This window comes from Arthrobacter sp. EPSL27 (genome assembly GCF_001512305.1).
In the GTDB taxonomy this organism is placed as follows: domain Bacteria; phylum Actinomycetota; class Actinomycetes; order Actinomycetales; family Micrococcaceae; genus Arthrobacter.
In genome coordinates this window covers 65784-90811 of the sequence record NZ_LNUT01000004.1, presented here as the reverse complement: position 1 = coordinate 90811, position 25028 = coordinate 65784, and the positions used below count along the sequence as shown (strand labels likewise).

Annotated in this window: 20 protein-coding genes and 2 pseudogenes; 16 read left to right on the top strand and 6 right to left on the bottom strand. The window is 66.8% G+C overall.

The genetic code is table 11. From position 1 onward, the window contains the following. Positions 1 to 50: 50 nt before the first annotated feature. Positions 51 to 566, top strand: coding sequence for a GNAT family N-acetyltransferase (locus AR539_RS05275; RefSeq protein WP_066433310.1), 516 nt, complete (start codon positions 51 to 53; stop codon positions 564 to 566). Between the two features lie 251 nt (positions 567 to 817). Beyond that, positions 818 to 1758, top strand: a pseudogene (locus tag AR539_RS05270) (type IV toxin-antitoxin system AbiEi family antitoxin domain-containing protein). 99 nt (positions 1759 to 1857) lie between these two features. On the opposite strand, the gene AR539_RS05265 reads toward AR539_RS05270, so the two are convergent. Further along, positions 1858 to 2553, bottom strand: a complete 696-nt coding sequence (locus tag AR539_RS05265) for a queuosine precursor transporter (protein WP_066433308.1) — start codon at positions 2551 to 2553, stop codon at positions 1858 to 1860. A gap of 207 nt (positions 2554 to 2760) precedes the next feature. Between AR539_RS05265 and AR539_RS05260 the strand changes: the two genes are divergently transcribed. Then, positions 2761 to 3630, top strand: coding sequence for a hypothetical protein (locus AR539_RS05260; protein ID WP_066433307.1), 870 nt, complete (start codon positions 2761 to 2763; stop codon positions 3628 to 3630). 105 nt (positions 3631 to 3735) lie between these two features. On the opposite strand, the gene AR539_RS05255 is transcribed toward AR539_RS05260, so the two are convergent. Beyond that, positions 3736 to 5142 carry an MFS transporter gene (locus AR539_RS05255; protein ID WP_066436089.1) on the bottom strand — a complete coding sequence of 469 codons (1407 nt, stop codon included), beginning with the start codon at positions 5140 to 5142 and terminating at the stop codon, positions 3736 to 3738. Positions 5143 to 5284: 142 nt separating this feature from the next. Between AR539_RS05255 and AR539_RS05250 the strand changes: the two genes are divergently transcribed. After that, on the top strand, positions 5285 to 6160 hold the full coding sequence (locus tag AR539_RS05250) for a hydroxymethylpyrimidine/phosphomethylpyrimidine kinase (RefSeq protein ID WP_066433306.1): 876 nt from the start codon (positions 5285 to 5287) through the stop codon (positions 6158 to 6160). A 127-nt stretch (positions 6161 to 6287) separates the two neighbouring features. Here the strand turns inward: AR539_RS05250 and AR539_RS05245 are convergent, their stop codons facing one another. Continuing rightward, positions 6288 to 8036, bottom strand: coding sequence for a pyruvate dehydrogenase (locus AR539_RS05245; RefSeq protein ID WP_066433301.1), 1749 nt, complete (start codon positions 8034 to 8036; stop codon positions 6288 to 6290). 214 nt (positions 8037 to 8250) lie between these two features. On the opposite strand from AR539_RS05245, the gene AR539_RS19290 reads away from it, so the two are divergent. After that, positions 8251 to 8694 carry a hypothetical protein gene (locus AR539_RS19290; protein WP_157360929.1) on the top strand — a complete coding sequence of 148 codons (444 nt, stop codon included), beginning with the start codon at positions 8251 to 8253 and terminating at the stop codon, positions 8692 to 8694. 36 nt (positions 8695 to 8730) lie between these two features. Here the strand turns inward: AR539_RS19290 and AR539_RS05240 are convergent, their stop codons facing one another. Beyond that, positions 8731 to 10239 (bottom strand): helix-turn-helix transcriptional regulator, encoded by a 1509-nt coding sequence (locus AR539_RS05240; RefSeq protein ID WP_066433300.1) that lies wholly within the window; start codon positions 10237 to 10239, stop codon positions 8731 to 8733. Between the two features lie 142 nt (positions 10240 to 10381). On the opposite strand from AR539_RS05240, the gene aceA reads away from it, so the two are divergent. Both aceA and aceB read left to right on the top strand, forming a co-directional pair. Further along, the gene (gene aceA, locus AR539_RS05235) at positions 10382 to 11698 is read left to right on the top strand and encodes an isocitrate lyase (RefSeq protein ID WP_066433298.1); all 1317 of its coding nucleotides are present in this window, start codon (positions 10382 to 10384) and stop codon (positions 11696 to 11698) included. 207 nt (positions 11699 to 11905) lie between these two features. Continuing rightward, entirely contained in the window at positions 11906 to 13570 is a 1665-nt protein-coding gene (aceB, locus tag AR539_RS05230) for a malate synthase A (RefSeq protein ID WP_066433296.1), read from the top strand. Positions 13571 to 13739: 169 nt separating this feature from the next. Here the strand turns inward: aceB and AR539_RS05225 are convergent, their stop codons facing one another. Next, positions 13740 to 14930, bottom strand: coding sequence for an MFS transporter (locus AR539_RS05225; protein WP_066433294.1), 1191 nt, complete (start codon positions 14928 to 14930; stop codon positions 13740 to 13742). A 111-nt stretch (positions 14931 to 15041) separates the two neighbouring features. Then, on the bottom strand, positions 15042 to 16253 hold the full coding sequence (locus AR539_RS05220; RefSeq protein WP_066433292.1) for an ROK family transcriptional regulator: 1212 nt from the start codon (positions 16251 to 16253) through the stop codon (positions 15042 to 15044). A gap of 179 nt (positions 16254 to 16432) precedes the next feature. Here AR539_RS05220 and AR539_RS05215 point away from each other — a divergent pair, with 179 nt between their 5' ends. The 9 genes and pseudogenes from AR539_RS05215 to AR539_RS05175 all read left to right on the top strand — a co-directional run. Next, on the top strand, positions 16433 to 17500 hold the full coding sequence (locus tag AR539_RS05215; RefSeq protein WP_066433290.1) for a Gfo/Idh/MocA family protein: 1068 nt from the start codon (positions 16433 to 16435) through the stop codon (positions 17498 to 17500). Then, a complete protein-coding gene (locus AR539_RS05210) occupies positions 17497 to 18315 on the top strand; it encodes a hypothetical protein (RefSeq protein WP_066433288.1) in 819 nt (272 codons plus the stop codon). The genes AR539_RS05215 and AR539_RS05210 overlap by 4 nt, the downstream gene beginning before the upstream one ends. A gap of 85 nt (positions 18316 to 18400) precedes the next feature. After that, positions 18401 to 19714 (top strand): ABC transporter substrate-binding protein, encoded by a 1314-nt coding sequence (locus AR539_RS05205; RefSeq protein ID WP_066433283.1) that lies wholly within the window; start codon positions 18401 to 18403, stop codon positions 19712 to 19714. 11 nt (positions 19715 to 19725) lie between these two features. Next, positions 19726 to 20691 (top strand): carbohydrate ABC transporter permease, encoded by a 966-nt coding sequence (locus AR539_RS05200; protein WP_231728500.1) that lies wholly within the window; start codon positions 19726 to 19728, stop codon positions 20689 to 20691. Next, positions 20691 to 21584 carry a carbohydrate ABC transporter permease gene (locus tag AR539_RS05195; protein ID WP_066433282.1) on the top strand — a complete coding sequence of 298 codons (894 nt, stop codon included), beginning with the start codon at positions 20691 to 20693 and terminating at the stop codon, positions 21582 to 21584. Before AR539_RS05200 ends, AR539_RS05195 begins: the two co-directional genes overlap by 1 nt. A gap of 79 nt (positions 21585 to 21663) precedes the next feature. Next, complete coding sequence (locus AR539_RS05190; RefSeq protein ID WP_066433281.1) at positions 21664 to 22419, top strand: sugar phosphate isomerase/epimerase family protein; 756 nt, start codon at positions 21664 to 21666, stop codon at positions 22417 to 22419. Continuing rightward, positions 22416 to 23534, top strand: a complete 1119-nt coding sequence (locus AR539_RS05185) for a Gfo/Idh/MocA family protein (RefSeq protein WP_066433280.1) — start codon at positions 22416 to 22418, stop codon at positions 23532 to 23534. Before AR539_RS05190 ends, AR539_RS05185 begins: the two co-directional genes overlap by 4 nt. Before the next feature lie 10 nt (positions 23535 to 23544). Beyond that, positions 23545 to 24747 (top strand): Gfo/Idh/MocA family protein, encoded by a 1203-nt coding sequence (locus AR539_RS05180; protein ID WP_066433279.1) that lies wholly within the window; start codon positions 23545 to 23547, stop codon positions 24745 to 24747. A gap of 1 nt (position 24748) precedes the next feature. Continuing rightward, positions 24749 to 25028, top strand: a pseudogene (locus AR539_RS05175) (sugar phosphate isomerase/epimerase); the annotation flags it as partial.

Genomic DNA, 25028 nt, shown 5'->3' with positions numbered 1-25028 from the left:
CATCCATGCCTCGCGCCCCACAGCATCGTGCTGGTCGGTATCGTGTCGGCATGAACATCGAATTGCGCACAATCTCTGCCGACGGCTGGCGGGTTTGGCGGTCCGTGCGGCTCACGGCGTTGAGTGATGCCCCGGATGCTTTTGGCTCCCGCCTGCTGGACTGGGCAGACGCGCCGGAAGTCCGGTGGCGTGAGCGCCTGTCCATCCCCGGAGCGATCGATCTGCTGGCGTTCGATTCCGACGGGAATGTTCCGGTCGGCATGGTCACTGGCACCCCGGTTAAGGACAATGCCAGCCGCGCCGAGCTCATCTCGATGTGGGTCGCCCCTGCCGTTCGCGGCCGTGGTGTCGCAACTGCGCTCATCACGGCGGTGGCGCGGTGGGCGGCGGTCACTGGTGCGGCCACACTCGCTCTGTCCGTGATGCCGGACAACGTCGCAGCCCGACGCACCTATGAGAGAAACGGATTCGCCGTGTGCCACGAATCCGGCGATCTGCTGCCGGACGGCCGGCGCGAGCTCGTTATGCTCCGCGACCTCGGCTCCGAGCGGACCGTCGGCGACTAGCAACGCTCCGCAGGACGAAACCGCCGCCACAAACGAGTTACCAACGATCAGCGCAGAGTCGGCATGTCCCCGGCTGCGATCTCAACGCCCGCCGTGGCCGCCCACCGTCGCCGGTATGTCTCGAATTCGCCGGAACCGTGCAGGGTCGCCGGAAAATTCCGGCGACCCTGCACGGTTCCGGCGATCTCGGGTTTTCCACATAGCCAATCCGGGAGCTGCCGCCCGAACCAGCTGCGGCCGAAGCTGGTGGAATGAGCAAATCGCACACCGGTGAACTGCCGCCGACCGGCAACCTTTGGCGCACCGAAGAGCTACTGGAACTCGGCTATGGTCCCCGTGCCATCCGCTGGCACCTTGAGGCGGGGAGCCTCGTCCGGCTCCGGTACGGCTGCTACGTCCGGGCCAGCGTGTGGCGTGCCCTGTCGCCGGCAGCCCGGAGCCGGCAGCGAATCTACGCCCATGACCACGGAACGCGAACGACGTCGGCCGGTCGGTTCCTCTACAGCCACACCTCCGCAGCGCGCCTCCGCCGCCTGCAGCTGTGGGATGTGGGCGATGAGATCCACATCCTTCAGCAAACGCGGCCATCGACCGAGAGCCACGGCAGGGACGTCCGCTGCCACACACGCCCCGTCACCGATCGCGACGTCACCGTGGTCAACGGGCTGCAGGTTACGTCCTTGGAACGCACCGTCACCGACTGCGCCATGATGCTGAACTACAGGCAGGCGTTGATCGTCACCGACCATGCGCTGCGGCTCGGCGCGGACCCGTCCGCTCTTCAAAGCATGGCGGATGATCTCGATGGCCGCAGCGGGATCCGGACATTCCGCCGCGTCCTGGCGACAGCCGATCCACGGTCCGAATCTGCCGGGGAAACGTTGACCCGTGAGCTGCTGCTGCGACTGCGGATCAGGCCTCCTGAGACCCAGGTCGAGGTTGCAACCCGGCTGGGGCGCCATCGTCTGGACTTCGCTTGGAAGGAGGAGAAGGTCGCCCTCGATTCGACGGTAAGTCCAAGTACTTCGACTACCGGCCCACCCCCGAGGTGCTTTATGAGGAACGTCGCCGGGAGAAGGCCCTGACTGAAGATGGCTGGGTGTTTGTCCGTGTTGAGTGGAAGGACCTATTCCGGGAGCGGGAATTCAAGGAACGCGTCCTTCGGGCCCTGGCCGGCCGCTCCCGCCGCTGACACCCGGACGCCGGTCCGCCGGAGACGCCCGAGGTCGCCGGAAGATTCCGGCGACCTCGACTGGTTCCAGCAACTCCGGCGCAGGCGCCGCTCCCGGCCCTACGCGCCGTAGCTCGGTTCGCGCTTCTTGATCCAGCCGATGGCGCCGGCGGTGACCGGGACGAAGAGGAACTCCACCAGGGTCTTGTAGAGGAAGCCCACAGCGACGTAGTTCACGAACGTGCCGACGTCGGTAATACCGATCACGGACGCCGCGATGCTGCAGAAGATCAGGGTGTCCACGAACTCGCCGGCCACCGAGGAACCCATGATGCGGGCCCAGAGGGACTTCTCCCCCGTCCGCGCCTTCAGCTTCACGAGGATCCAGGCGTTGAGCGTCTGCCCGGCCAGGAAGGCGAGCAGGGAGGCGAGAACGATCTGCGGGACGGGCCCCAGCGCACCTTCCAGCGCTGCCTGCTTGGCCGCGCCGAAGTCGTCGTCGAAACCCGGCAGGACGATGATGACCCAGTAGCAAAGGGAGGCGAAGATGGAGAGGGCGAAGGTGGTGAAGATGGCTTTGCGCGCCACTTTGAACCCGTAGACCTCGCTGATGACGTCACCCAGGATGTAGGCCAGCGGGAAGAGGAAGAAGCCGCCGTCGGTGATGATCGGGCCGATGGCGACACCCTTGGATGCCCCGATGTTGGACAGGATCAGCACCACGGACATCACCGCCAGCAGGATGCCGAAGTAAGGTGAGCCGATCGAGGCGAATTTTGGCGGGGCAGTGGCCGGGGAAATCTGGGCGGAAGTCATGGGTGTTCCATTCATAGTGGTTCGCTCGGCCCGGCCCCTTGGCGGAGGCCCTGAACAGCCGGCTGTATTAGCACTGGATGGCCCGGGCGGGCGGACCGCCGGAACCGCCTTCCATTCTCTCACCCCGCCGCCAGTTCCGGCGCTGGCGGCGTGGCCACGGGCGCCTGCCTCCCCGGCGCAGGCACGCTGCCCGGCTAGGATGTCGGCATGGCCTCCGATTCCTTCAGGGACAGCGGTTTTGCCCGAGGCGACGGTCCGACAAGGACCGCCGTCTCCGACGGCAGCGCCGAGGGGCCTGCGGCCCAGGTGGGGGCGGCGCCGTGGCGAAGAATCAGCCTGTGGCGCTCGTTCGCGTATCTGCTGATTCCGGTCGCCGTCCTGAGCCTGATCAGCGGCTCGCTGGCGTTAGCGACGCAATGGGCGCCGCCGGAACACGTGGAAACCGCCAGATTCTGGTTTTACTTTTTCGACGTGGGCCGCGAAATCAACGTGCCCACCTGGTTCAGCGCCGGCCTGTGGATCACCGCAGGACTCCTGGCCGGATACTTTGCCCGCCGCGCGTCCCGGCACCGCCGCTCCTGGGCGCTGTTTGCTGTTGTCTGCATCGTCTTTTCCATCGACGAGACCCTGGAACTGCACGAGCGGCTCGATGTGATCGGGAACGAGCTGGCCAGGTACCTTCCCGTGCAACTGGGCTTCACGTGGGTCCTGCCCGGGGTCCTGATTGCCGGCCTGATTGTTCTCTCGCTGCTGAGAATGGTGCTGGCGCTGCCGGCGGCGCCCCGTGCGGCGCTGCTGACGGCAGGGGTGGTTTTTGTGGGCGGAGGCGTCGGCGTCGAAACGCTGTCCGGACTTTTCATCGAGGGCGAGGCCCTGCCCTGGCAGTACTTCCTGCTCACCCTGATTGAGGAATCGCTCGAGATGGCCGGCACCGCCCTGGCTGTCGCCGCGCTGGCGCACCTCGTGGCGTACCGGCATTTAGCCGACCGCTCCACCTCTTTCCTGGTCGCCGACGGCGCGCTGCCGGATGCACTACCGGACGCCGGGCCGGGTTCGGAGCCGGGCTCCGGCCGGTAAACGACGACGGCGGGCCGCCGGCTGCCGAACCGAAGTCCGGGTGCCGGCAACCCGCCGTCGTGGGCACCGCCGTCGTGAGTGCCGCAAAGTCAGCGGCCCGCCTTCCTAGCGGCGGGAGGCGTCGACGAGGTCCTTGTCGTCATCCCTGAGGCCGGCCACGGCAGCGTCAACTGCTGCCGGCTCCCAGGCGTGACCCTGTTCGTGGTCCAGGTGCGTGGACTTCTTGTTCTTCAACGCGAAGATGTAGACCAGCAGCGAGATGCCGATGCCCACGGTGATGTAGGTGAAGAAGAGTTCCACCTGGCCGGCTTTCTGGAACGCCGCCCCCACCAGCGGAGTGGTGCCGCCGAAGAGTGAGTTGGCGATCGCGTAGCCCAGGCCGACGCCCAGTGCCCGAATGGAGGCGGGAAACAGTTCGGCCTTCACCAGGGCGTTGATCGAGGTGTAGCCGCCGACAATCAGCAGGCCGCCCATCATCAGCAGGAACGCAGTGAACGGGTCCTTGGTTCCGGCCAGTGCGGACAGCAGCGGCCAGGTCAGCAGCACGCCGCTGATTCCAAACCAGAGCAGAAGCGGCCTGCGGCCTACGCGGTCTGAAATCATGCCGTATACCGGCTGCAGGAGCATAAAGATGAACAGCGCCCAGAAGCTGATGACGGACGTGCTCTCCTTGGGGATGCCGCTGGTGTTCTGCATGAAGGACAACGTGAAGTTGGTGTACGTGTAGAACGCCATCGTGCCGCCCAAGGTGACGCCGATGCAGATGAGCAGGGACTTCCAGTGCTTTGTGAACAGCAGCTTCAAGGTCCCCGGCTGGGCTCCACCGGCCTCGCCGGCCTTGGCTGCGGCAGTCTGCTCCTCAGAGATTGTTTCCTCCATGGAACGGCGGATCCAGAAGACCACGAGCGCCGCGACGCCGCCGATGGCGAACGGAATCCGCCAGCCCCATTCACCCAAAGCGTCCTTGCCAAGGGTTTGTTCCAGGACAACAAGGACCAGCAGCGCCAGCATCTGGCCGCCGATGAGGGTGACGTACTGGAAGCTGGAGAAGAAGCCGCGGCGCCTGGCAGTGGCGGCTTCTGACATGTACGTGGCGCTTGTGCCGTACTCGCCGCCCACTGAGAAGCCCTGCAGCAGCCGGATGAGTACGAGAAGCACCAGCGCCCAGATGCCGATGACCTCTTTGGTGGGGAGCAGCGCGATGGCGAAGGAGCCCGCGGACATCATGGTCACGCTCAGGGTCAGCGCGGCCTTCCGGCCGTTACGGTCCGCGTAGCGGCCAAAGAACCAGGCGCCGATCGGGCGCATCAGGAACGTAACAGCGAAGACGGCCATCGCCTCCAGATTGCTCTGCAGCGGGTCCTTGGAGCTGAAGAAGTGGACGGCAAAATATGCAGAGAATGCGGTGTAGATATAGACGTCAAACCACTCAACGAGGTTGCCGGCAGAGCCTTTAAGAATGTTGCTTACGGCTCGTCGCGTCTGCGCCGATTCGGACAGCTGGGTGCTCATCAATGAACCTTCCTGGATCCGGCGCCGCAAGAAAGCAACGCCGTCCGCCACCTTATGCGCGGTGATCCGGAACACTCCCGTTGTGGTCATATTGGTCATGCGCACAATGCGGGCGGTTTTCCGGGAGTGGCAGGATGGGACCATGACCTCCACCGCCTTTGACTCCGCCGCCCTGGCGGCCTCCGTTCCCGCCGGCGACGCTCCCGCCGTCGCCCTCACCATCGCCGGCTCCGAAGCGACCGGCGGCGCCGGCGCCCAGGCCGACCTGAAGACCTTCCAGGAACTGGGTGTGTTCGGCATTGCCAACCTGACCTGCATCGTGTCCTTCGATCCGAAGGACAACTGGAACCACCGCTTTGTCCCGGTCGACCAGGAGGTCATCGCGCACCAGCTGGAGGCGACGACGGCGGCCTACGGTGCCGAGTCCGGCGCGCCGTCCGTCCTGGACACCGTGAAGATCGGCATGCTGGGCAGCCCCGCGACCATTTCGACGGTGGCGTCGGCCCTTTCTGCATCTGCCTTCAAGAACGTGGTGCTGGATCCGGTGCTGATCTGCAAGGGCCAGGAACCGGGCCATGCCCTGGATACGGACCAGGCTCTCAAGGCGCAGATCCTGCCGCTGGCCACGTTTGTCACGCCGAACCACTTCGAGGCCGAGTCCCTCTCCGGGCTGGAGATTGCCGACCTTGAGTCGCTGAAGGCCGCTGCCGTCCGGATCCACGAGCTCAGCGGCGCCGCGGTGCTCGCCAAGGGCGGCGTGCGCCTGGCCGGGCCGGACGCCGTCGACGTTTACTACGACGGCGAGACGCTGGAAGTCCTGTCCGCCCCGAAGGTGGGCGACGTGGCGGTGTCGGGCGCCGGTTGCTCGCTGGCCGCGGCCGTGACGGCCGAGCTGGCCAAGGGTGCAACCCCGCTGGAGGCTGCACGGACGGCCAAGTCGTTCGTCACCGCGGGCATCAGGAACCGCGTGGCCTCGGGGGCGCCGTTCGACGCACTGTGGCAGGGCGGCCCGCGCTAACCCTCCCCCACCCCGACGCTCCCTCACGTCTGGCCGAAAAATCAGAGACGCTCCCTCACATCGTGAGGGAGCGTCTTCGATTTAGCGGCCCCAGCTGAGGGGGCGTCCCGGCGGGACGGGCCGCTCCCTAGCGCCGCGGGATGTTCCGCAGGTTGCTCCGGGCCATGCTCACGGCCTCGCCGGCGCCCCGGTTGAGGACCACTTTGGACATGGCCGTCGCAAAGCCCAGAACCTGCGCGCCTTTGATCTTCGGCGGCAAAGACAGCGCCTTGGGGTCGGTGATGAGCTCCACGAGCGACGGTCCGGGGTGGGCGAACGCTTCCCGGTACGCGGCCTCGATGCGGGAGGGGTCGGTGACGCGGACGGCGTGGAACCCCAGGGCCCGCGCCACCGCGGCGTAGTTGGCGTCGGGCACGTCCACGCCGAAGTCGGGCAGCCCGTCCACCAGCATCTCCAGCTTGACCATGCCCAGCGTCGAGTTGTTGAACACCACCACGTTGACCGGCAGCCGGTGCGCCGCGACCGTGATCAGCTCTCCCAGAAGCATCGACAGGCCGCCGTCGCCCGATACCGACACCACCTGTCGCCCCGGGTAGGCCAGCTGGGCGCCGATCGCGTGGGGCAGAGCATTGGCCATGGACCCATGCAGGTACGAGCCGATCAGCCGTCGGGTGCCCAGCGGGTTGATGTAGCGTGCGGTCCAGACGTTGCACATGCCCGTGTCCGCGGTGAAGACCGCGTCCTTGGCCGCCACCTGGTCCAGCAGGGACGCGGCATACTCCGGGTGGATCGGCTCCTTGGTTTCCACCTTCCGCGTGTAGGCGCCGACGGCCTTGTTCATCAGCCGGTCGTGCTTCTTGAGCATCGCATCGAGGAAGCGGCGGCTCTTCTTCGGCCGGATCAAGGGCATCAGTGCTGCAAGGGTGGGCAGCACGTCGCCGTGGACCGCGACGTCGACGTCGGTCCGCCGGCCCAGGTTCTGCGCCGCCCGGTCCACCTGCGCCGTGCGGGTTCCGGGCAGGAACTGGTCATAGGGGAAGTCTGTGCCCAGCAGGATCAGCAGGTCCGCGTCCTCGATTCCCTCGGCCGCGGCGCCGTATCCCAGCAGCCCCGTCATGCCGATGTCGTAGGGGTTGTCGTACTGCATAAAGTCCTTGCCGCGGAGGGAATGCCCGATCGGGGCGTTCACGGCTTCCGCCAGGGCGATCACCTCGTCGTGGGCGCCCTCGACGCCGGCGCCGGCAAAGATCGCCACTTTTTCCGCAGCATTGATGGCGTCCGCCAGTTCCTGAACGCTGGCGGGGTCCGGCACCAGTGCCGCCGGGCGGAACGCCGCGGCGGCGGGGGTTGGTGCTGCCGCTTCGAGGTCGGCGATGTCACCGGGGAGGGTCACGACGGCGACGCCCCGCAGGCCGACGGCGTGCTGGATGGCGCTGTGCATGACCCTCGGGGCCTGTTCTGCGGTGCTGATCAGCTCGGAGTACACCGAGCACTCATTGAACAGGCGGTCCGGGTGGGTTTCCTGGAAGAAGCTGCTGCCGATTTGTTTGCTGGGAATGTGCGAGGCGATAGCCAGCACCGGCGCGCCGGAGCGGTTGGCGTCGTACAGGCCGTTGATCAGGTGGAGGTTGCCGGGCCCGCAGGATCCGGCACAGACTGCGAGACGGCCGGTCAGCTGGGCTTCCGCGGCGGCCGCGAACGCGGCAGCTTCCTCGTGCCGGACGTGGATCCAGTCGATGCCGCCCTTCGCCGCGCCGCCGGTCTTCCGGACGGCGTCGACGATCGGGTTCAGGCTGTCGCCCACAATCCCGTAGATCCGCTGCACACCGGCAGCCTGGAGTTGTTCGATGAGCTGGGTTGCAAGTTCCTTGGCCATGGGTGCACGCTCCCGCGAGGTGGATCGATGAGCTGACACTGGCCAATATAGTCCGCCCACCTTGGCGGCAGTTCCAGCTTGCGGGGCTGCGGCGCTGCGGGTGGCAAGATGGGCCCGTTTTCCACATACGGCTGGCCCACGGTTGGGGCCTCGTGTTCCCACTCGTAGCTTTTTTGGTAGGCAGTCCGCCGCACTTCCACCGTAAGGATCGATCTTGGCTAAGAAATCCCGCCGTCGGCCGGCAAGGCGAAGCTCAAGCAGCACGCGACGGGCCGGGAAACCCTCCGGCAGGGCCGCTTCCCTCTCGGCGCACCAAGACCAGGCGCTGGGTTCGCTTATCGCTTTTGTGGGTTGGCATCGCGAACACGGGATCTTGCCAGAACTCGCCGTGCTGGAGCAACTGAACGCTTTCTTACCGGTTTACGCCGAAATCTCTGGTGGCGCCCCTGTGACGGCAATGGACCCCAGACTCATAGCTGAATGGGTCAAGGTTCTCAATGAGCGTGATGCAGACTTAGCAGCCTTCGTCTGCTTCTGCCTTTTTGAATACATGCATTTCCTACGACACACTGGCCGTTGGACCGGCAGCGAGGAACGGCACCGGGTTTTGCACAGCGTCCTGTATCGGGGGGCGCTTGGGGAAAATGATCCGCCGTAGAGCAGTGAGCCTGCAACGGATGGGCAGCGAGTCGGGTCAGCTGCCGGAGTGTGCCTGCAGGAAGGAGTAGACCTCGGTCTCGTCCACGCCGGGGAACGCGCCCGGCGGCATCGCGGCGAGCAGGTGGGAGTGCGCCCGGGCCGAGGGCCAGGCGTTTCCGGCCCACTCGGATGTCAGGGCGGCCGGTGGCCTGCGGCAGCAGTTCTCGTCGGGGCAGGTGGATTTGGACCGCTCCGTGGTGTCGCGGCCGCGGAACCACTTCACCTGCGCATAGGGCACACCGACGGAGAGCGAGAACTCGCCGTTCGCGGACCGTTCGGTGCGGGCAGTGCACCAGTAGGTGCCCGCCGGCGTGTCCGTGTACTGGTTGTAGGCGCTGAACTTGTCCGGCACGTCGAACACCACGCGGGAAGTCCAGTTCTTGCACGACGGCTGGCCCTCGATGGCGCCGGTGTGGTCCTGCGGGAACGTCACGCCGTCGTTCTCGTAGGCCTTGTAGATGATTCCGCTCTTGTGCGTCTTCTGGAAGTGCGTGCGCAGATCCAGGTGCTGGGTGGCGAGGTTGGTGAAGCGGTGGGCTGCGGTCTCGTAGGACACCGCGAACGCGTCCCGGATGTCCTCCACGGCGATTTCCTTCGCCTGCTTGGCCTTCTGCAGGAAGTCCACGGTCGCCTGTTCCGGGAGAAGGAGTGCGGCAGCGAAGTAGTTCGTCGCCACGCGCTGCATCAGGAAGTCCCCGTAGTTCGTGGGGGTCTGGTGGCCCAGGACGTAGTGGCCCAGGGCCTGCAGCAGCACCGACCGGGGGTCGTGGTCACTGCGCGCATTCTGCGTGAGGTAAATCCGGCGGTTCTTCAGGTCCGTCACCGAACGGGTGGAATGCGGCAGGTCGCCCACGTGGTGGAGGCTGAACCCGAGGTGCTCGGCGATATCCGCGATGACGTGATGGGACAGCGGGCCCGACGTGTGCCCCACGGAGGCGAGAACCTTCTGCGCTTCCGCCTCGTACTCCGGGAAGTAGTTGTTCCGCTCGCGCATCATGGCGCGCAGCTCCCCGTTGGCGCGGCGGGCCTCTTCCGGCGTCGCAACCTGCTCGTTCAGCCGGCGTTCCAGCTCGTGCTGCAGCCCCACCATGGACTCGAGCACGTCCATCGGCAGGCGCGAGCTGATGCGGATCTTGGGCAGGTTGAGGGACTCGTAAAGGGGGCTGCGCTGGTAGCGTTCCAGCTCGATTTCAAGGGCTGCCCTGCGGTTGGGCGGCTCCGGCCCAAGCAGCTCGTCAATGCTGACGCCCAGCGCCGCCGCGAGCTGCTGAAGCAGGCCGAGCTTCGGCTCGCGCTTTCCGTTCTCGATCAGGCTCAGCTGGCTGGGGGCCGTGCCCACCGTGGCGCTCAGGTCATCAAGTGTGAGCCCGGCGGCCTTGCGGAGGTGGCGGACGCGGCGGCCCATGCTGATGACGTCCACCTCAGGCGCGGCTGTGGAGGGCGAGGACACGGGGCGGTTCCAGCTGGCGGGATGCATTTTTTGAGAATACGCGAAGAAGTGCATTTCTTTCCAGACTTTTGGTCTAGAAAGCCCCTTGAAAGTACAGAAAAGTAGATCTCACGGAAAAGTTACACAGCTCCGGATCATCCGGTGGACCCGCAGAGAAGCGGCCCCGCCGGCCCGGACCCCCACCAAGGAGACAGAGATGACTGCAGCATTTGAGCCCACCCAGCAGACGCCCGAAGAGCAGGCCGCCGCCCTGGAGCTCGAGTGGGCCGCCAACCCGCGCTGGGAAGGTGTCACCCGCGACTACAAGGCGTCCGACGTCGTCCGCCTCCGCGGCCGTGTCTCCGAGGAGCACACCCTGGCCCGCCGCGGGTCCGAGAAGCTGTGGAAGCAGCTCACCCAGGAGCACCAGGAAGGCAAGTACACCAACGCGCTGGGCGCCCTGACCGGCAACCAGGCCGTGCAGCAGGTCAAGGCCGGCCTCCGCGCCATCTACCTTTCCGGCTGGCAGGTCGCCGCCGACGCTAACAACTCCGGCCACACCTACCCGGACCAGTCCCTGTACCCGGCCAACTCGGTGCCCACCGTGGTCCGCCGCATCAACAACGCCCTGCTCCGCGCCGACCAGATCGAGTTCTCCGAGGGCGTGCAGACCGTGGAGGACTGGATGGTCCCGATCGTCGCTGACGCCGAGGCCGGCTTCGGCGGCCCGCTGAACGCCTACGAACTGATGAAGTCCATGATCCAGGCCGGCGCCTCGGGCGTGCACTGGGAGGACCAGCTCGCTTCGGAAAAGAAGTGCGGCCACCTCGGCGGCAAGGTCCTCATCCCCACCCAGCAGCACATCCGCACTCTGAACGCCGCCCGGCTGGCAGCGGACGTCGCCGGCACGCCGTCCGTCATCATCGCCCGCACCGACGCCGAGGCAGCCACCCTGATCACGTCCGACGTCGATGAGCGGGACCAGGAGTTCATCACCGGCGAGCGCACGGCGGAGGGCTTCTATAAGGTCCGCAACGGGATCGAACCCTGCATCGCCCGCGCCAAGGCCTACGCCCCCTACTCCGACCTCATCTGGATGGAAACGGGCACCCCGGACCTGGAACTGGCCCGCAAGTTCGCCGAATCCGTCAAGGCCGACTTCCCGGACCAGATGCTCTCCTACAACTGCTCCCCCTCGTTCAACTGGAAGAAGCACCTCGACGACGCCACGATCGCCAAGTTCCAGCGCGAACTCGGCGCCATGGGCTTCACCTTCCAGTTCATCACCCTGGCCGGCTTCCACGCCCTGAACTACTCGATGTTCGACCTCGCCCACGGTTACGCCCGTGAAGGCATGAGTGCTTACGTCGAGCTCCAGGAGAAGGAATTCGCCTCCGAGTCCCGCGGCTACACCGCAACCAAGCACCAGCGCGAAGTCGGCACCGGCTACTTCGACGACATCGCCACCGCGCTCAACCCGAACGCATCCACCCTGGCCCTGGTGGGATCCACCGAAGAAGGCCAGTTCCACTAACTCACGACGGCGGCGTTGCGTCCGGCCTTCGGTCCGGCCTTGCTCTGCCTGCTATTCCCCGTGGCCGGCTTCTTACCTCGCTGAGCGAGGACGGACCCGGCCACAGGGCCCCTTTTACGCAGGCTGCCGCAACACCGGCACTTTCGGCCTCGCGGTTACGTCACCATTCGCCGTCGAACTTGCTTCTTCTCTAAGGAGAGATTTGAAATGAACAGCTTCACCGACAACTTCACCATCAACGGGATTACGTTGACCGCACAGCCGATCTGCCGGCAGGGCGAGGTTCTTACGCCGGACGCGCTGGCGTTTGTTGCCAAGCTGCACAAGGCGACGGCGGGACGCCGGCTGGAGCTGCTGCAGGCCCGCCGGGACCGCCGCCAGCAGATCGGCAAGGGCCAGGACCCGCGGTTCCTCCGCGAGACCGAGTCCGTCCGGAACGATCCCAACTGGCGGGTTGCTCCCCCGGCCCCGGGCCTGGAGAACCGCCGCGTGGAGATCACCGGCCCGGTGGACAAGAAGATGACCATCAACGCGCTGAACTCCGGCGCCAAGGTGTGGCTCGCGGACATGGAGGACTCCTCCACCCCGTCGTGGCGCAACGTCATCCAGGGCCAGCTCAACCTGACCGACGCGCTGGAGCGCCGGATCGACTTCACGTCGCCGGAGGGCAAGGAGTACAAGCTCCGCGCCGCCGAGGAACTGCCCACGATCGTGGTCCGTCCACGCGGCTGGCACCTGCCGGAAAAGCACATGCTCATTGACGGCACCCCGATCGCCGGCGGCATCGTGGACTTCGGTCTGTACTTCTTCCACAACGCCCGCCGCCTGATCGCCCAGGGCAAGGGCCCGTACTTCTACCTGCCGAAGATCGAGAACCACCTCGAAGCCCGGCTGTGGAACGACATCTTCATCCTGGCCCAGGACCTGCTGGGCATCCCGCAGGGCACCATCCGCGCCACGGTCCTGATCGAGACCATCACCGCCGCGTTCGAGATGGAGGAGATCCTCTACGAGCTGCGGGACCACGCCGCGGGCCTGAACGCCGGCCGGTGGGACTACATCTTCTCGCTCATCAAGAACTTCCGCACCCGCGGGCCCCGCTTCGTGCTGCCGGACCGCAGCCAGGTCACCATGACGCAGCCGTTCATGCGCGCCTACACCGAACAGCTGGTCCGCGCCTGCCACAAGCGTGGCGCGATGGCAATCGGCGGCATGGCCGCAGCCGTCCCCAACCGCAAGGACGCTGAGGCCAACGCCATCGCCATCGAGAAGGTCCGCGCGGACAAGACCCGCGAGGCGAACGACGGCTTCGACGGCTCCTGGGTGGCCCACCCGGACCTGGTGCCGGTGTGCCGCGAGGTGTTCGACGGCGTCCTCGGCGACCGCCCGAACCAGCTGGACCGCCTCCGCGACGATGTCACCCCGGATGACCGTGCCCTGATCGACATTGCCGCCACCACCGGCACCATCACCGAACAGGGCATCCGGAACAACATCGAGGTCGGCATCCGCTACATCGAGTCCTGGCTCCGCGGCAACGGCGCCGTCGCCATCCACAACCTCATGGAGGACGCCGCCACCGCGGAAATCTCTCGCTCGCAGCTGTGGCAGTGGATCTTCTCCCGGGCCATCACGGACCAGGGTGACGTCGTCACCCGCGAGTGGGTGGAGGACATGCTGGACGAGGAGTTCGCCAGGCTGGAACGCTTCGAAGGCGACCGCTTCGCCGACGCGCGGGACATCTTCGAGGAAGTGACGCTGACGGCGGCGTTCCCGGCGTTCCTGACGCTTCCGGCCTACGACCGGTTCCTGCACGAGGCCCGCGACGGCGCGGACGCCCCCAGCGAGGACCCTGCGCTGGTCCCGGCCTAAGGGCCGGCGCACAGAATTCCGTTGGCTGGGCTGCCGGGCCCTTCGCAACAGGCACCCCGAGATCCGGGGCGGCGGCCCAGCGACGGAAGACCTGACAAAGACGTCGAGGTGACAGTTAATGCCCATGTTCACGACGAACATGGGCATTAACTGTCACCTCGACGGCGTTTCAGTGCGGTTTGGGGACGTGCCGCAGCGAGAAGGCGGTGCCCAGGATGAACAGGGCCACCGAGCCGAGCACCATCAGCAGCGGGCCGGTCCAGGATCCGGTGGCACCATTCGCGTATCCCAGCAGGGTCGGGGCCACCGCACCCACGGAGTAGCCCACCCCCTGCACGACGGCGGACATCCGCCCCGCCGACGCCTGGTCCCGGGCCAGCCGGATGATGGCGATGAAGATCAGGGTGATGCCGCCGCCCTGGGCGACACCGCCGAACGAGGACCACAGCCACCACAGCTCCGGTGCCAGCAGCAGGCCCAGCGGAACGGTCACCCACAGCAGCCCCAGGGTGAGCCCCACCGCTGTCGTGCTGGCGAAGCGCGCCGCGAGCGGGACACCCAGTCCGCCCACGATCGCGAGGATCTGGAACAGCGACGATCCGGCCCCGGCCTGCGCGGCGGTCATGCCGAGTTCGTCCGCGAGGATGCTGGGCAGCCACGCCGTCACCCCGTAATAGGAGAACGCCTGGCCGGCGAAGCCCGCGGTCAGCCCCACCGTGATCCACCGCGACGCCGGCTTGGTGCCGGCGCGGGCCGGCTCCGGGCCCGGGACAGGTTCGGGACGGAAGGCACGGGAGCCGAAGGCCAGCACCCACACCACCAGGGCCGCGACGGCGAAGAGCCCGCAGGCGGCCAGGGCGAGCCGCCAGCCGAACGCCTCCGCCAGCGGCGCCATGACCATCGCCGTGACAAAGGATCCGATGTTCAGGGCGGCCGTGTAGATGCCCATCGCCGTTCCCTGCCGCGCCGGGGCAAAGTCCCGCCGGATGATCAGCGGCACGGCGATGTTGCCGATGGTGATGGCCACGCCCAGGATCACGGTGCCCAGCATGACGACGGCGCCGTTGCCCGCCGAGCGGACGATCACGCCCAGCAGCACGCCCAGCAGGGTGAGGGTGATGGCGACTTCCGCGCCGAGCTTGCGGCCGGCCAACGAGGCCAGCGGCGAAGCCAGGGCAAAGCACAGCACCGGGATGCCGGTGAGGAAGCCCAGTTCCACCGGGGAGAAGCCCAGTTCCTGCTGCATCAGGCCGACCACCGGCGCCACGGCCACGAACGGGCCGCGCATGTTCAGTGCAATGAGTCCGATCGCGGCCAGCAGGATCCAGCTGCGGGGCACCTTCGCCAGGATGGTGTTCATGGGCGCCGCGGCCCGGACAGGCAGAAGTATGCTTTCATCAGTCCCATTGCTATCACGCGCCTCCGCCGGAGCCGCCGATTGTGACACCGGCCGGGCGCGGCCGCTGAGGTGTCAGCCCGTCGCCTGCAGTGTCGCCTCGATCACCGCGGGCGAGAGCACGTACTGGGTGACCATCTGGCTGGCGCCCAGGATGGCCGCCCGGTCCCCCGCCATGGACAAGCCGATCCGCAGGTGGGTGGTGGCCAGCGGCACCGACCGCCGGTACACCACTTCGCGGGCACCCGCCATGAGGTGCTCGCCGGCCTGGCCCAGGCTTCCGCCGATCACGATGACGGACGGATTGAGCAGGTTCACCACGGTGGCCAGCACATCGCCCAGGTCCCGTCCGGCCTGCCGCAGGGCCTGGATGGCCTGCAGGTTCCCGGCCGCGACGAGCCGCAGCACGTCGCCGCCGTCGTCCGCCGCCAGGCCCTGCAGCGTCAGGGAATGCGCGACGGCGGGGCCGGAGGCCAGCGCTTCGAGGCAGCCGTAGTTGCCGCAGCGGCAGAGCACATCGTCGCCGCGCGGCACGCGGACGTGGCCGAGGTCCCCGGCCGTGCCGTTGGCGCCGCGCTGGAGCTGTCCGCTGCTGATGATGCCGGCGCCGATGCCGGTGGCCACCTTGATGAAGAGGAAGTTGTCGTGTTCGGGCCAGTAGGAGGCCTGCTCGCCGAGGGCCATGATGTTGACGTCGTTGTCCACCAGCACGGGGACAGGCAGCGAGCGCCGGACATGCCGGACGACGTCGAACCCGTCCCAGCCCGGCATGATCGGCGGCTTTACCGGTTTCCCGGTGGCGTGTTCCACGGGACCGGGCAGGCCGATGCCGATCCCGGCGAGGCGGTCCGTGCCGTGGCCGGTCTGGCTGAGCAGCTTGGCCCCTTCCGCCACCACCCGGTCCAGCACGGCGTCCGGGCCGTCGGCGACGTCCTGGCCCAGCCGGCGCTCCGCCAGCACTGTCCCGTTCAGGTCCGTGACGGCGACGATCACGTGGGTGGCGCCGACGTCGACGGCGAGGACCACGCGGGCGGCCGGGTTGAAGGCAAAGCGCGACGGCGGGCGTCCGCCGCTGGAGCTGGCCTCCCCCGCCGGCCCCACCAGCCCGGACTGCATGAGCGCGTCGATCCGGGACGCCACGGTGGAGCGGGCCAGGCCCGTGGTGAGGGCCAGTTCCGCACGGGTCCGGGCTTTGCCGTCGCGCAGGAGCTGGAACAGGTCCCCGGCACGGGACAGGCTGCCGGCAGCCTCGGTGGCGGCGGTGTCTGCGCCGGTGGTGGGACTCATGAGTTAGTGATAGCACGAAGTTCTTCTGCGTGTCACTTATCGAAAAGACTGAAGCTTTATTTGCAACTTTTGCTTGACCGTCGGCAAAAGTAGTCCTAGCTTGGGGTGTGAGGCAGCTCACCACGCACTGGGTCCTCGCGATGAAAGCATCGATTCGGCGAATACGAAGGGGCATCCAGTTGTCGAGCCAGCCACAAACCGCTCTGCCTCCGCTGGGCGTCGGGATCTTGGGAGCGGGGCCTGTCACGCAGGCGATCCACCTCCCCTCCCTCGCCCGGCTCCGGGGCACCCTTGAAGTACGCCACGTGATGGATGTCGATCCGCAGGTCGCAGAATCCGTGGCGGCGCGGGTAGGGGCTCGCTTCAGCACCACGGTCGAGGACCTGCTGGCGGACCCGGCGGTAGACATCGTGGCAGTGTGCAGCCCGCACCAGTTCCACGCCGCACAGGTCATTGCGGCCTGCCGGGCCGGCAAGAAGGCCGTCCTGTGCGAGAAGCCCTTTGCCATGAACGGGGAAGAAGCAGCGGCCATCTCCGCGGTCTCCGCTGAAACCGGCGTGCCCATCGTGGTGGGCGCCATGCATACCTTCGATCCGGCGTGGCTGGCCGCCGAGGCCGCCTGGGGCGACCTGCCCGGGCAGGTCCACACTGTCAGGTCCTCCATCGTCCTCCCGCCGAACCCGCGCTTCGAGGACTTCGCGACCGAGATCGTGGGCCGCGTTCCCCTGCCGTCCCGCGACTCGACCGGCCCGGAAGCCATCGGGGCCATGCTCACGGGCGGTGTCATGGGGCTGGCCATCCACGACCTGCCGCTGGTCCGCAGGTTTGCGCCGGACTTCGCCTCCGTGGAGGTGCTGCACGCTGACACCGTGCGTCCCTTCGGCTACCTGATTTCTTTGCGCGCGGGATCCGTGACCATTGAACTCCGGGCCGCGATGAACAGCACTTGGGAGCCTGCCTGGACCTTCGAGGCCATCGGCAACGACGCCAGCCTCTGCCTCGACTTCACCCCTTCGTACGTGCATGCCGGATCCGCCACCGCCCGGATCCGCCGGGCTGGCACGACGACGGTACTCGGCCCGTTCGGACATAACGGCTACGAGGGCGAATGGCGCGAAATCGCCGCAATCGCCCGTGGCACCGGCTCCGCTCCGAGCGCGGACACACTGCTCCATGACCTTGAATTCGCCCTCGCCATTGCCGGCGGCGAAGCGCCCGCACCCGCACGTGAGGAGTCCCTGGCATGAGCACCGCACTCTCCGTCCACGCGGCCACCGAATCCGAAGGCCCCGTCGCCGCTGTCATCGCGTCGCTTCCCGTGTCCTTCGCCCCGCACCCGGCAACTCCAGCCTCCGCGGCGCCCGACGTCACCGCCGTCGCCGGCCACGCCGGCTGGACCCGCCGCGCGGCCGAGGCAATCCTGGCCGGTTCCCGCGCAGTGGTGGTTACGGCCCCGGCCGCCGAGGACCCTCAGGCGCTGGCCGTTGTTGCGGAAGAAAACGGCGCCGCGGTGGTTCTGGACCAGCGGTGGGCGGGCAGCCCGGCCCTGGCACCCTCGCACGATGCCGCCCGGGCAGTGGTCACCGAGGCCCTGGAGGATGCCGTCCTGCTCGACTCCGTCGCCATTTGCGCTCCAGGGGAAGACCCCCTGACGCTGATGGCCGACCACCTCGCGGCCGTACTGCAGTCCGGCGTCGACCTTGACGGGCTCAAGGTGGTCCAGCGCAGCAGCAGCGGCTACACACTGGCCGGAAAACTGCCCAACGGAGCGCCCGCTGCCCTGCAGGGCATCGCTACTGCTTCCGTCCCGGCGGCCGCCACAATCTCCATCCTCACGTCCACCGGCCGCACGGACATCACCTTGCCCGATCCCTCGGCGGCATGGCCCGCTGAAGTCCGCTCGGTGACCGCGTCGGGGAGCACCACACTTCCCACCATCTACGAATCCGCCCACCGGCGAAGCTGGCGGCGGGTCCGGAGACTGCTCTCAACCGGCAGGCCCTCCACGGACCTGCAGCATTTTGCCGCGCTCTTCTCGCTTCTCACCCGACTCAACAGCTAGCCCGCATCACCCGCAGCACCAGATTCCGCATCAACTCAATGTCGAGATGGACCCGCCGACGGCCGGTCCCTGAAAGGAAATAATCGTGACCACTAAGTCCTCCGCATCATCCTCCTTCTCCCGCCGGGGTTTCCTGGGATTCGCCGCCGCGGCGGCTTCCGCGCCATTGCTCGCCGCCTGCGGCGGCGGCTCCGCTTCCCAGGGCGGCGGAAGCGGCGTCGTGAAGTTCTGGGACATGCCGTGGGCCACCCCCGCCTACAACGACGCCGCCAAGGGTCTTGCGGAAGGCTTCTCCGGATCGGGCAGCAAGGCCAGCTACCAGATCATCCAGTGGAACAACTTCTACCAGACCTTCTCCTCGGCCATCGCTTCCAAGACCGGCCCTGCAGTGTCCACCGGCGGCGGCTTCCAGGCCTTCCAGTTTGAGCAGCAGGGCCAGATCGCGTACGCGGACAAAGTCATCGACAAGATGAAGGAAACCGGCCAGTTCGACGATTTCCTGCCCGGTGTCCTGGACCCGTTCAAGTCCGACAAAGGCTACGTGGCCGTACCGTGGCAGCTGGACATGCGCGTCTTCTGGTACCGCAAGTCACTCTTTGAACAGGCGGGCGTAGGCCTGCCCACGGACTGGCCCTCCCTCCTTGAAGCCGGCAAAGCGCTCAAGAAGGTCGGCGCCTTCGGCTTCACCACCGGCGCGGGCGCCGGCAACAACTACGGGAACCACTCCATGATCATGATGATGGTCAACAACGGTGGCGGCGTCTTCACCAAGGACGGCGAACTCGACCTGCTGAACGACCGCAATGTGGAAGCCATCGAGTTCATCCTCGAACTGGTGTCCAACGGAATCGTCGACCCCGCAGCGGTCAGCTACACCACCGACAACATGTCTGCACAGTGGAAGGACAAAAAGGCCGGGTTCGGCCTGTTCCAGGTCAACGTTCCGCAGCGCGTCGGCGACACGTCCGGGGACCTGCTGGTGGCGGACCCCATCACCGGCCCGCACGGAGACAAGGCAACCATCGTGTTCCCGAACAACATCATGATGTACAAGAACACCCCGTCGCAGGAGGCATCCGAGGCTTTCCTGGTCTACTACCTGGGCCAGCTCAAGGAACTGTGGCGCAAGAAGCTGATGTCGGCCCTGCCCGTCTTCAAGTCGATCACGGAAATCCCGGAGTTTGCCGACGATCCCAACAACGTCAAGATCGTCAAGGACTGGCAGCCCATCGCCAAAACCTTCGCGTCCCAGGGCAACACCCTCAACGCCAACCTCGCGGCCCTGGACGGCGGCCAGGCCCTGAACCAGTTCACCCAGACCATCCTGACCGGCCAGTCTGACGCCAAGTCCGCGCTGCAGACCTTCCAGGCCGGTCTCGAATCCGTCATTAAGAAGTAAGCGGCCGTCCCATGGCATTGACCACAACTACTGTTGAGTCCGGCCTCAGCCGGGCCCGCCGGGGGGTCGCCCCCGGCGGGCCGGCCGGATCCGCGAACCGCAAGAGCAAACTCAGCGCGCAGACCAGCCGGACCTTCTTCTGGCTCCTGCTGCCCTCCGTTGTTTTGCTGGTCCTCATCCACGGCTACCCGCTCATCCACGCCGGGGTGCAGGCCACGCACGACGGCTCCCTGATCGAGACCGGAAACTTCGTCGGAGCAGAGAACTTCGCTGCTGTCCTGTCCTCACCGGCCTTCTGGAAAGCGGCACAGTTCACGCTGCTCTTCACCATTGTGGGTGTGTTCGGTTCATGGCTGGTCGGCCTGGGCCTGGCCCTGCTGCTGCGCACCAAGATCCCGGCCGGCGGCACCTTCAAGGTACTGCTGCTCCTGCCGTGGGTGGTCCCGATTGTCGTGTCGTCCACGGCATGGAACTGGCTGGTGGCCACCCCGGACAGCCTGATCCCGGCCATTTTCCGGAACCTCGGCCTGGGCACCCCGCTGTTCCTCGCCGACCCGACGCTGGCCGCCGTGACGGTGATGGTATTCAAGGTCTGGGTCAGCTTTCCCTTCATGATGATGATGACCTCCGCCGCGCTGGCATCCGTGGACACCACCGTCTACGAGGCCGCCAGCATGGACGGCGCCACCCGCTGGCAGCAGTTCAGCCAGATCACCCTCCCGCTGATCGCCCGCTCCACGTACATCAGTTGGATCCTGATGACCATCTTCTGCGTCAATGACTTCCCCACCATCTACCTGCTCACCGGCGGCGGACCCGTCAGCGCCACAACCTCGCTGGTGGTCCTGGCTTACCGCACGGTCTTCCAGGACTTCGCTACCGGCCCCGGCGTGGCCATCGCCTTCCTGATGACCATGACCCTGGTGGTCATTTCCGTCCTCCTGTACCGCCAGATCCGAAAGTCGAGCGTCGAATAATGAGCGCAGCAGTCCACGCCCATCCCCAGTCCGGCCCCGTCCTCGGCGTTGGCGGCCCGACCAAAAACCGCCGCGTCCTCTCCGAGGCCGGCCACCGCGGCCAGTGGTGGCGCTTCACCGCCATGCTGATCATCACCGCCGTCGTCCTCGTCCCGATCATGGTCACGGTGGTCCTTGCCTTCACGCCGGGACCCACCAGCACCGCCACGGGCCTGACGTTCGAGAACCTCGCAAACGTGTTCTCCGGAACGCTTGCTGCCACGTGGCTGCAAAACAGCCTTATCACCACCCTCGCCACAGTGGTGGTCTCCGTGGCCGTAGCCGCGCCTGCCGGCTACGTCCTCTCCCGCGGCCGCAGCAAGGCAGTCTCCGGCTACTCCCTGCTGCTGTTCGTGATGCAGTCCCTGCCCATCATTACCTCTGTGGTGCCGCTGTTCATCCTGTTCGCCGGCATGGGTCTGGTGGACAACCTGCTGGGCATCACCATCATCTACGTCGGCTCCACCATGACGGTGGCCACCTGGATGATGGCAGCGTACTTCGACTCGATTCCCATCAGCCTCGAAGAAGCGTCCTGGATCGACGGCTGCTCGGTGTTCGGTTCATTCACCAAGGTGGTGCTCCGCAACAGCCTGCCCGGTATCCTCTCCACAGCCATCTTCGCTTTCCTCCTGGCTTGGAACGACTACCTCGTGGCCATCGTCTTCCTTCGCTCCAATGAAATCTTCACCCTGCCCATGGGCGTCCAGTCGTTCTTCCAGCAGAACGCCACCGACTGGACCTCGGTTATGGCCCTCGCCGTCGTGATGATGCTTCCGCCGGTCATCGTCTTCGCCACCCTGAACAAATACTTCAGCGTCGGCGGCATCGGCGGATCCCTCGCCGGCCGCTAGGCTCCCTTCTCCCGGGCCGCTTCGGCCGGGGAGCACCCCCGCACATTTGAGAACAACCCACTCCGCACAAAGGAACAGCATGTCCTACTCACTTCAGCTCTACACTCTCCGCGACGCCATCGCAGAGGACCTGCCCGGCACCATCAGACGAGTCGCCGACATCGGCTTCACCCAGGTTGAGCCGTACAACTTCGTCGCCACCGCCACGGAGCTCGGCGCGGCACTGAAGGAAAACGGCCTGACCGCGCCCTCCGGCCACGCTCCCCTGCTCAGCCAGGACCAAGACGAAATCTTCGCAGCTGCCAAGGCCCTGGGCATCAGCACCGTGATCGACCCGTTCCTGCCGGCTGAACACTGGCAGTCCGCCGAGGACATCCAGGCCACGGCGGAGAAATTGAACGCCGCCGCCAGGAAGGGTGCCGAATACGGCATCCGTGTGGGCTACCACAACCACGCCTGGGAGCTGGAGTCCATGATCGAAGGCCAGACGGCGCTCGAATACTTCGCCGGCCTGCTCGATCCCGCCCTTGTCCTCGAAGTCGATACGTACTGGGTGGCCGTGGGCGGCCAGGACCCCGTCGACATCCTGGCCAAGCTCGGTGACAAGGTGAAGTTCATCCATATCAAGGACGGCCCGCTCAACACCGACAAAAAGGCGCAGCAGCCCGCAGGCCAGGGCAAGATCCCCGTCTGGGACGTCATCAATGCGGCACAGTCCCTGGAAGTCGGCGTCGTCGAGTTTGACGATTACTCGGGCGACATCTTCGAAGGCATCGCCGAGAGCCTCGCCTTCCTGCAGAGCGGTTCCACCAGCCAGCAGGGCGTGAACGCATGAGCGCCGCCACCACCCGCCGCGGCCCGGTGGGGGTCGCCGTCATCGGCGCCGGCAACATCAGCAAGCAGTACCTGGACAACCTGACCGCTTTCCCTGACCTTAAGGTCCACGTCATCGCCGACCTGTTCGAGGACGCTGCGGCCGCGCGGGCGAAGGAATACGGCATCGCCGAATCCGGCGGCGTGGACGCCGCGCTGAACCACCCCGACGTCGAAATCATCGTCAACCTGACCATCCCCGCCGCGCACGTCGAGGTGGCCACAGCCGCCGTGAACGCGGGCAAGCACGTCTGGACCGAAAAGCCGTTCTCCTTGGACCGGGAATCCGGGCTGGGGCTGCTGAAAGCGGCAGATGCCGCCGGGATCCGGCTCGGCACAGCACCGGACACGTTCCTCGGCGCCGGCCTCCAGACCGCCCGCCGGCTAATCGAACGCGGCGACATCGGCACCCCGCTGACGGCCATGACCACATTCCAGACCCCCGGCCCGGAGTCCTGGCACCCCAACCCCGCCTTCCTGTTCCAGTACGGCGCCGGGCCACTGTTCGACATGGGCCCCTACTATCTGACCGCCCTGGTGCAGACCTTCGGCTCCATCCGCAAGGTGGCCGCCGTCGGCTCCAAGTCCAAGGACGTCCGGGTCATCGGGTCCGGCCCGAAGGCCGGCGAAGAGTTCACGGTGGAGGTGCCCACCCACGTCAGCGCCATGGCACAGTTCGAGAACGGGCAGTCCTCCCACAGCGTCTTCAGCTTCGAATCCCCGCGGAAGCGGATGGGCTTTGTCGAAATCACCGGCACCGAGGCCACCCTCTCCCTGCCGGATCCCAACTACTTCGACGGAGAGGTGCGCCTCTGGCGGGCCGGTGCCGAGGAGTGGACGGCGGTCCCGGCCGCGGGCCCGAGCCAGGGCCGCGGCATGGGGGTCCTGGACATGGCCCGGTCCCTCCGCGCCAATGTCCCGCACCGCGCCACAGGTGACCTGGCCTACCACGTCCTCGACACCATGGTCTCGATCTCCGAGTCCGTGGAATCCGGACAGTTCATCGACGTCGAAAGCTCAGCCCCCGTGTCCGCAGCCCTCCCCGAGGACTGGGACCCCACCGCTTCCACCCTCTAGGACAGCAGTCATGACTCCCCAAGGCTCCACGGACCACACCGCCCCGCCCGGCACCCCTGCCGGACCACCGCTGGGCGTTGCCATGATCGGCTACGCGTTTATGGGCAAGGCCCACTCGAACGCGTGGCGGAACGTCGCGGCCCACTTCGACGTGCCCGCCTTCGAGCAGAAAGTGCTCGTGGGCCGGGACGCCGCCCAGGCCGCGGCGTCCGCCGCGAAATACGGCTGGGCGGAGACGGCCACCGACTGGCGCTCGGTCCTGGACCGGGACGACATCCACGTCGTGGACATCTGCGCCCCGGGCTGGATGCACGCAGAGATCGCCGTCGCCGCGCTCCGGGCCGGCAAGCACGTCCTGGTGGAAAAGCCGCTGGCCAACACCCTGGCCGAGGCCGAAGCCATGGCGGCTGCCGCCCGGTCCGCCCGGGACCACGGCGTGCAGTCCATGATCGGCTTCAACTACCGCCGCGTCCCCGCGCTGGCCCTGGCCAGGGAACTGATCGCCGACGGCCGGCTGGGGACCGTGCGGCACGTCCGGGCGGCGTACCTGCAGGACTGGCTGGTGGACGCCGATTCGCCCATGACCTGGCGGCTGAACAAGGAAACCGCCGGGTCCGGCGCGCTGGGCGACATCGCGTCGCACGCGATCGACCAGGTCATGTTCCTGCTCGGCGGCACGGTGACCGAGGTGTCGGGCCGGCTGCACACCTTTGTGACCAGCCGCCCGGGTGCGGACGGGCCGGAAGAGGTGACGGTCGACGACGCCGCGTGGGCCACGCTGACCATGGACTCCGGGGCCATCGCCTCCGTGGAGGTCTCGCGCATGGCCACCGGGCAGAAGAACTCGCTCAAACTTGAGGTCTACGGCGACAAAGGCTCCCTGCTGTTCGACCTGGAAGCCATCAACGAACTCGGCTTCCTGGACGCCACGGTCCCGGTCCGGGAGCAGGGGTTCCGGCGCATCCTGGTCAACGAACCCGAGCACCCGTACATGGCCGCCTGGTGGCCGCAGGGCCACGTGATCGGCTGGGAACACACCTTCACGCACGAGATCCACGACTTCCTCACCGCGATCGGCGGCGGCACTGCGCCGTCGCCGTCGTTCGAGGACGGACTGGCCGTGCAGCGGGTTCTCGCCGCTGTCGAGGAATCCGCCAACGCCAAATCCTCCCTCATCCAGCTCACCACCTCTCCCGTCACCGAAGGAGCCTGACATGGCCCGTCCGTACACCCTGTTCACCGGCCAGTGGGCCGACCTGCCCTTCGAGGAAGTCGCGAGGCTGGCGTCCGGCTGGGGCTACGACGGCCTCGAAATCGCCGTCTCCGGAGACCACCTGGATGCCTGGCGCTGGGACGAGCCCGGCTACGTCGACTCCAAACTCGCCGTGCTGGAGAAGTACAACCTCAAGGTCTGGGCCATCTCCAACCACCTCAAGGGCCAGGCCGTGTGCGATGACCCCATCGACTTCCGGCACGAAGCGATTGTCGGCGCCA

Bases quoted from the DNA above. Each gene is read 5' to 3' on its own strand.
- AR539_RS05260 (WP_066433307.1), top strand. From the start codon at position 2,761: ATGGCCTCCGATTCCTTCAGGGACAGCGGTTTTGCCCGAGGCGACGGT.
- AR539_RS05195 (WP_066433282.1), top strand. From the start codon at position 20,691: ATGAGCGCAGCAGTCCACGCCCATCCCCAGTCCGGCCCCGTCCTCGGC.
- AR539_RS05245 (WP_066433301.1), bottom strand. From the start codon at position 8,036: ATGGCCAAGGAACTTGCAACCCAGCTCATCGAACAACTCCAGGCTGCC.
- AR539_RS05225 (WP_066433294.1), bottom strand. From the start codon at position 14,930: ATGAACACCATCCTGGCGAAGGTGCCCCGCAGCTGGATCCTGCTGGCC.
- AR539_RS05185 (WP_066433280.1), top strand. From the start codon at position 22,416: ATGAGCGCCGCCACCACCCGCCGCGGCCCGGTGGGGGTCGCCGTCATC.
- AR539_RS05240 (WP_066433300.1), bottom strand. From the start codon at position 10,239: ATGCACTTCTTCGCGTATTCTCAAAAAATGCATCCCGCCAGCTGGAAC.
- AR539_RS05265 (WP_066433308.1), bottom strand. From the start codon at position 2,553: ATGACTTCCGCCCAGATTTCCCCGGCCACTGCCCCGCCAAAATTCGCC.
- aceA (WP_066433298.1), top strand. From the start codon at position 10,382: ATGACTGCAGCATTTGAGCCCACCCAGCAGACGCCCGAAGAGCAGGCC.
- AR539_RS05190 (WP_066433281.1), top strand. From the start codon at position 21,664: ATGTCCTACTCACTTCAGCTCTACACTCTCCGCGACGCCATCGCAGAG.
- AR539_RS05180 (WP_066433279.1), top strand. From the start codon at position 23,545: ATGACTCCCCAAGGCTCCACGGACCACACCGCCCCGCCCGGCACCCCT.
- aceB (WP_066433296.1), top strand. From the start codon at position 11,906: ATGAACAGCTTCACCGACAACTTCACCATCAACGGGATTACGTTGACC.
- AR539_RS05200 (WP_231728500.1), top strand. From the start codon at position 19,726: ATGGCATTGACCACAACTACTGTTGAGTCCGGCCTCAGCCGGGCCCGC.
- AR539_RS05210 (WP_066433288.1), top strand. From the start codon at position 17,497: ATGAGCACCGCACTCTCCGTCCACGCGGCCACCGAATCCGAAGGCCCC.
- AR539_RS05250 (WP_066433306.1), top strand. From the start codon at position 5,285: ATGACCTCCACCGCCTTTGACTCCGCCGCCCTGGCGGCCTCCGTTCCC.
- AR539_RS05255 (WP_066436089.1), bottom strand. From the start codon at position 5,142: ATGAGCACCCAGCTGTCCGAATCGGCGCAGACGCGACGAGCCGTAAGC.
- AR539_RS05220 (WP_066433292.1), bottom strand. From the start codon at position 16,253: ATGAGTCCCACCACCGGCGCAGACACCGCCGCCACCGAGGCTGCCGGC.
- AR539_RS05275 (WP_066433310.1), top strand. From the start codon at position 51: ATGAACATCGAATTGCGCACAATCTCTGCCGACGGCTGGCGGGTTTGG.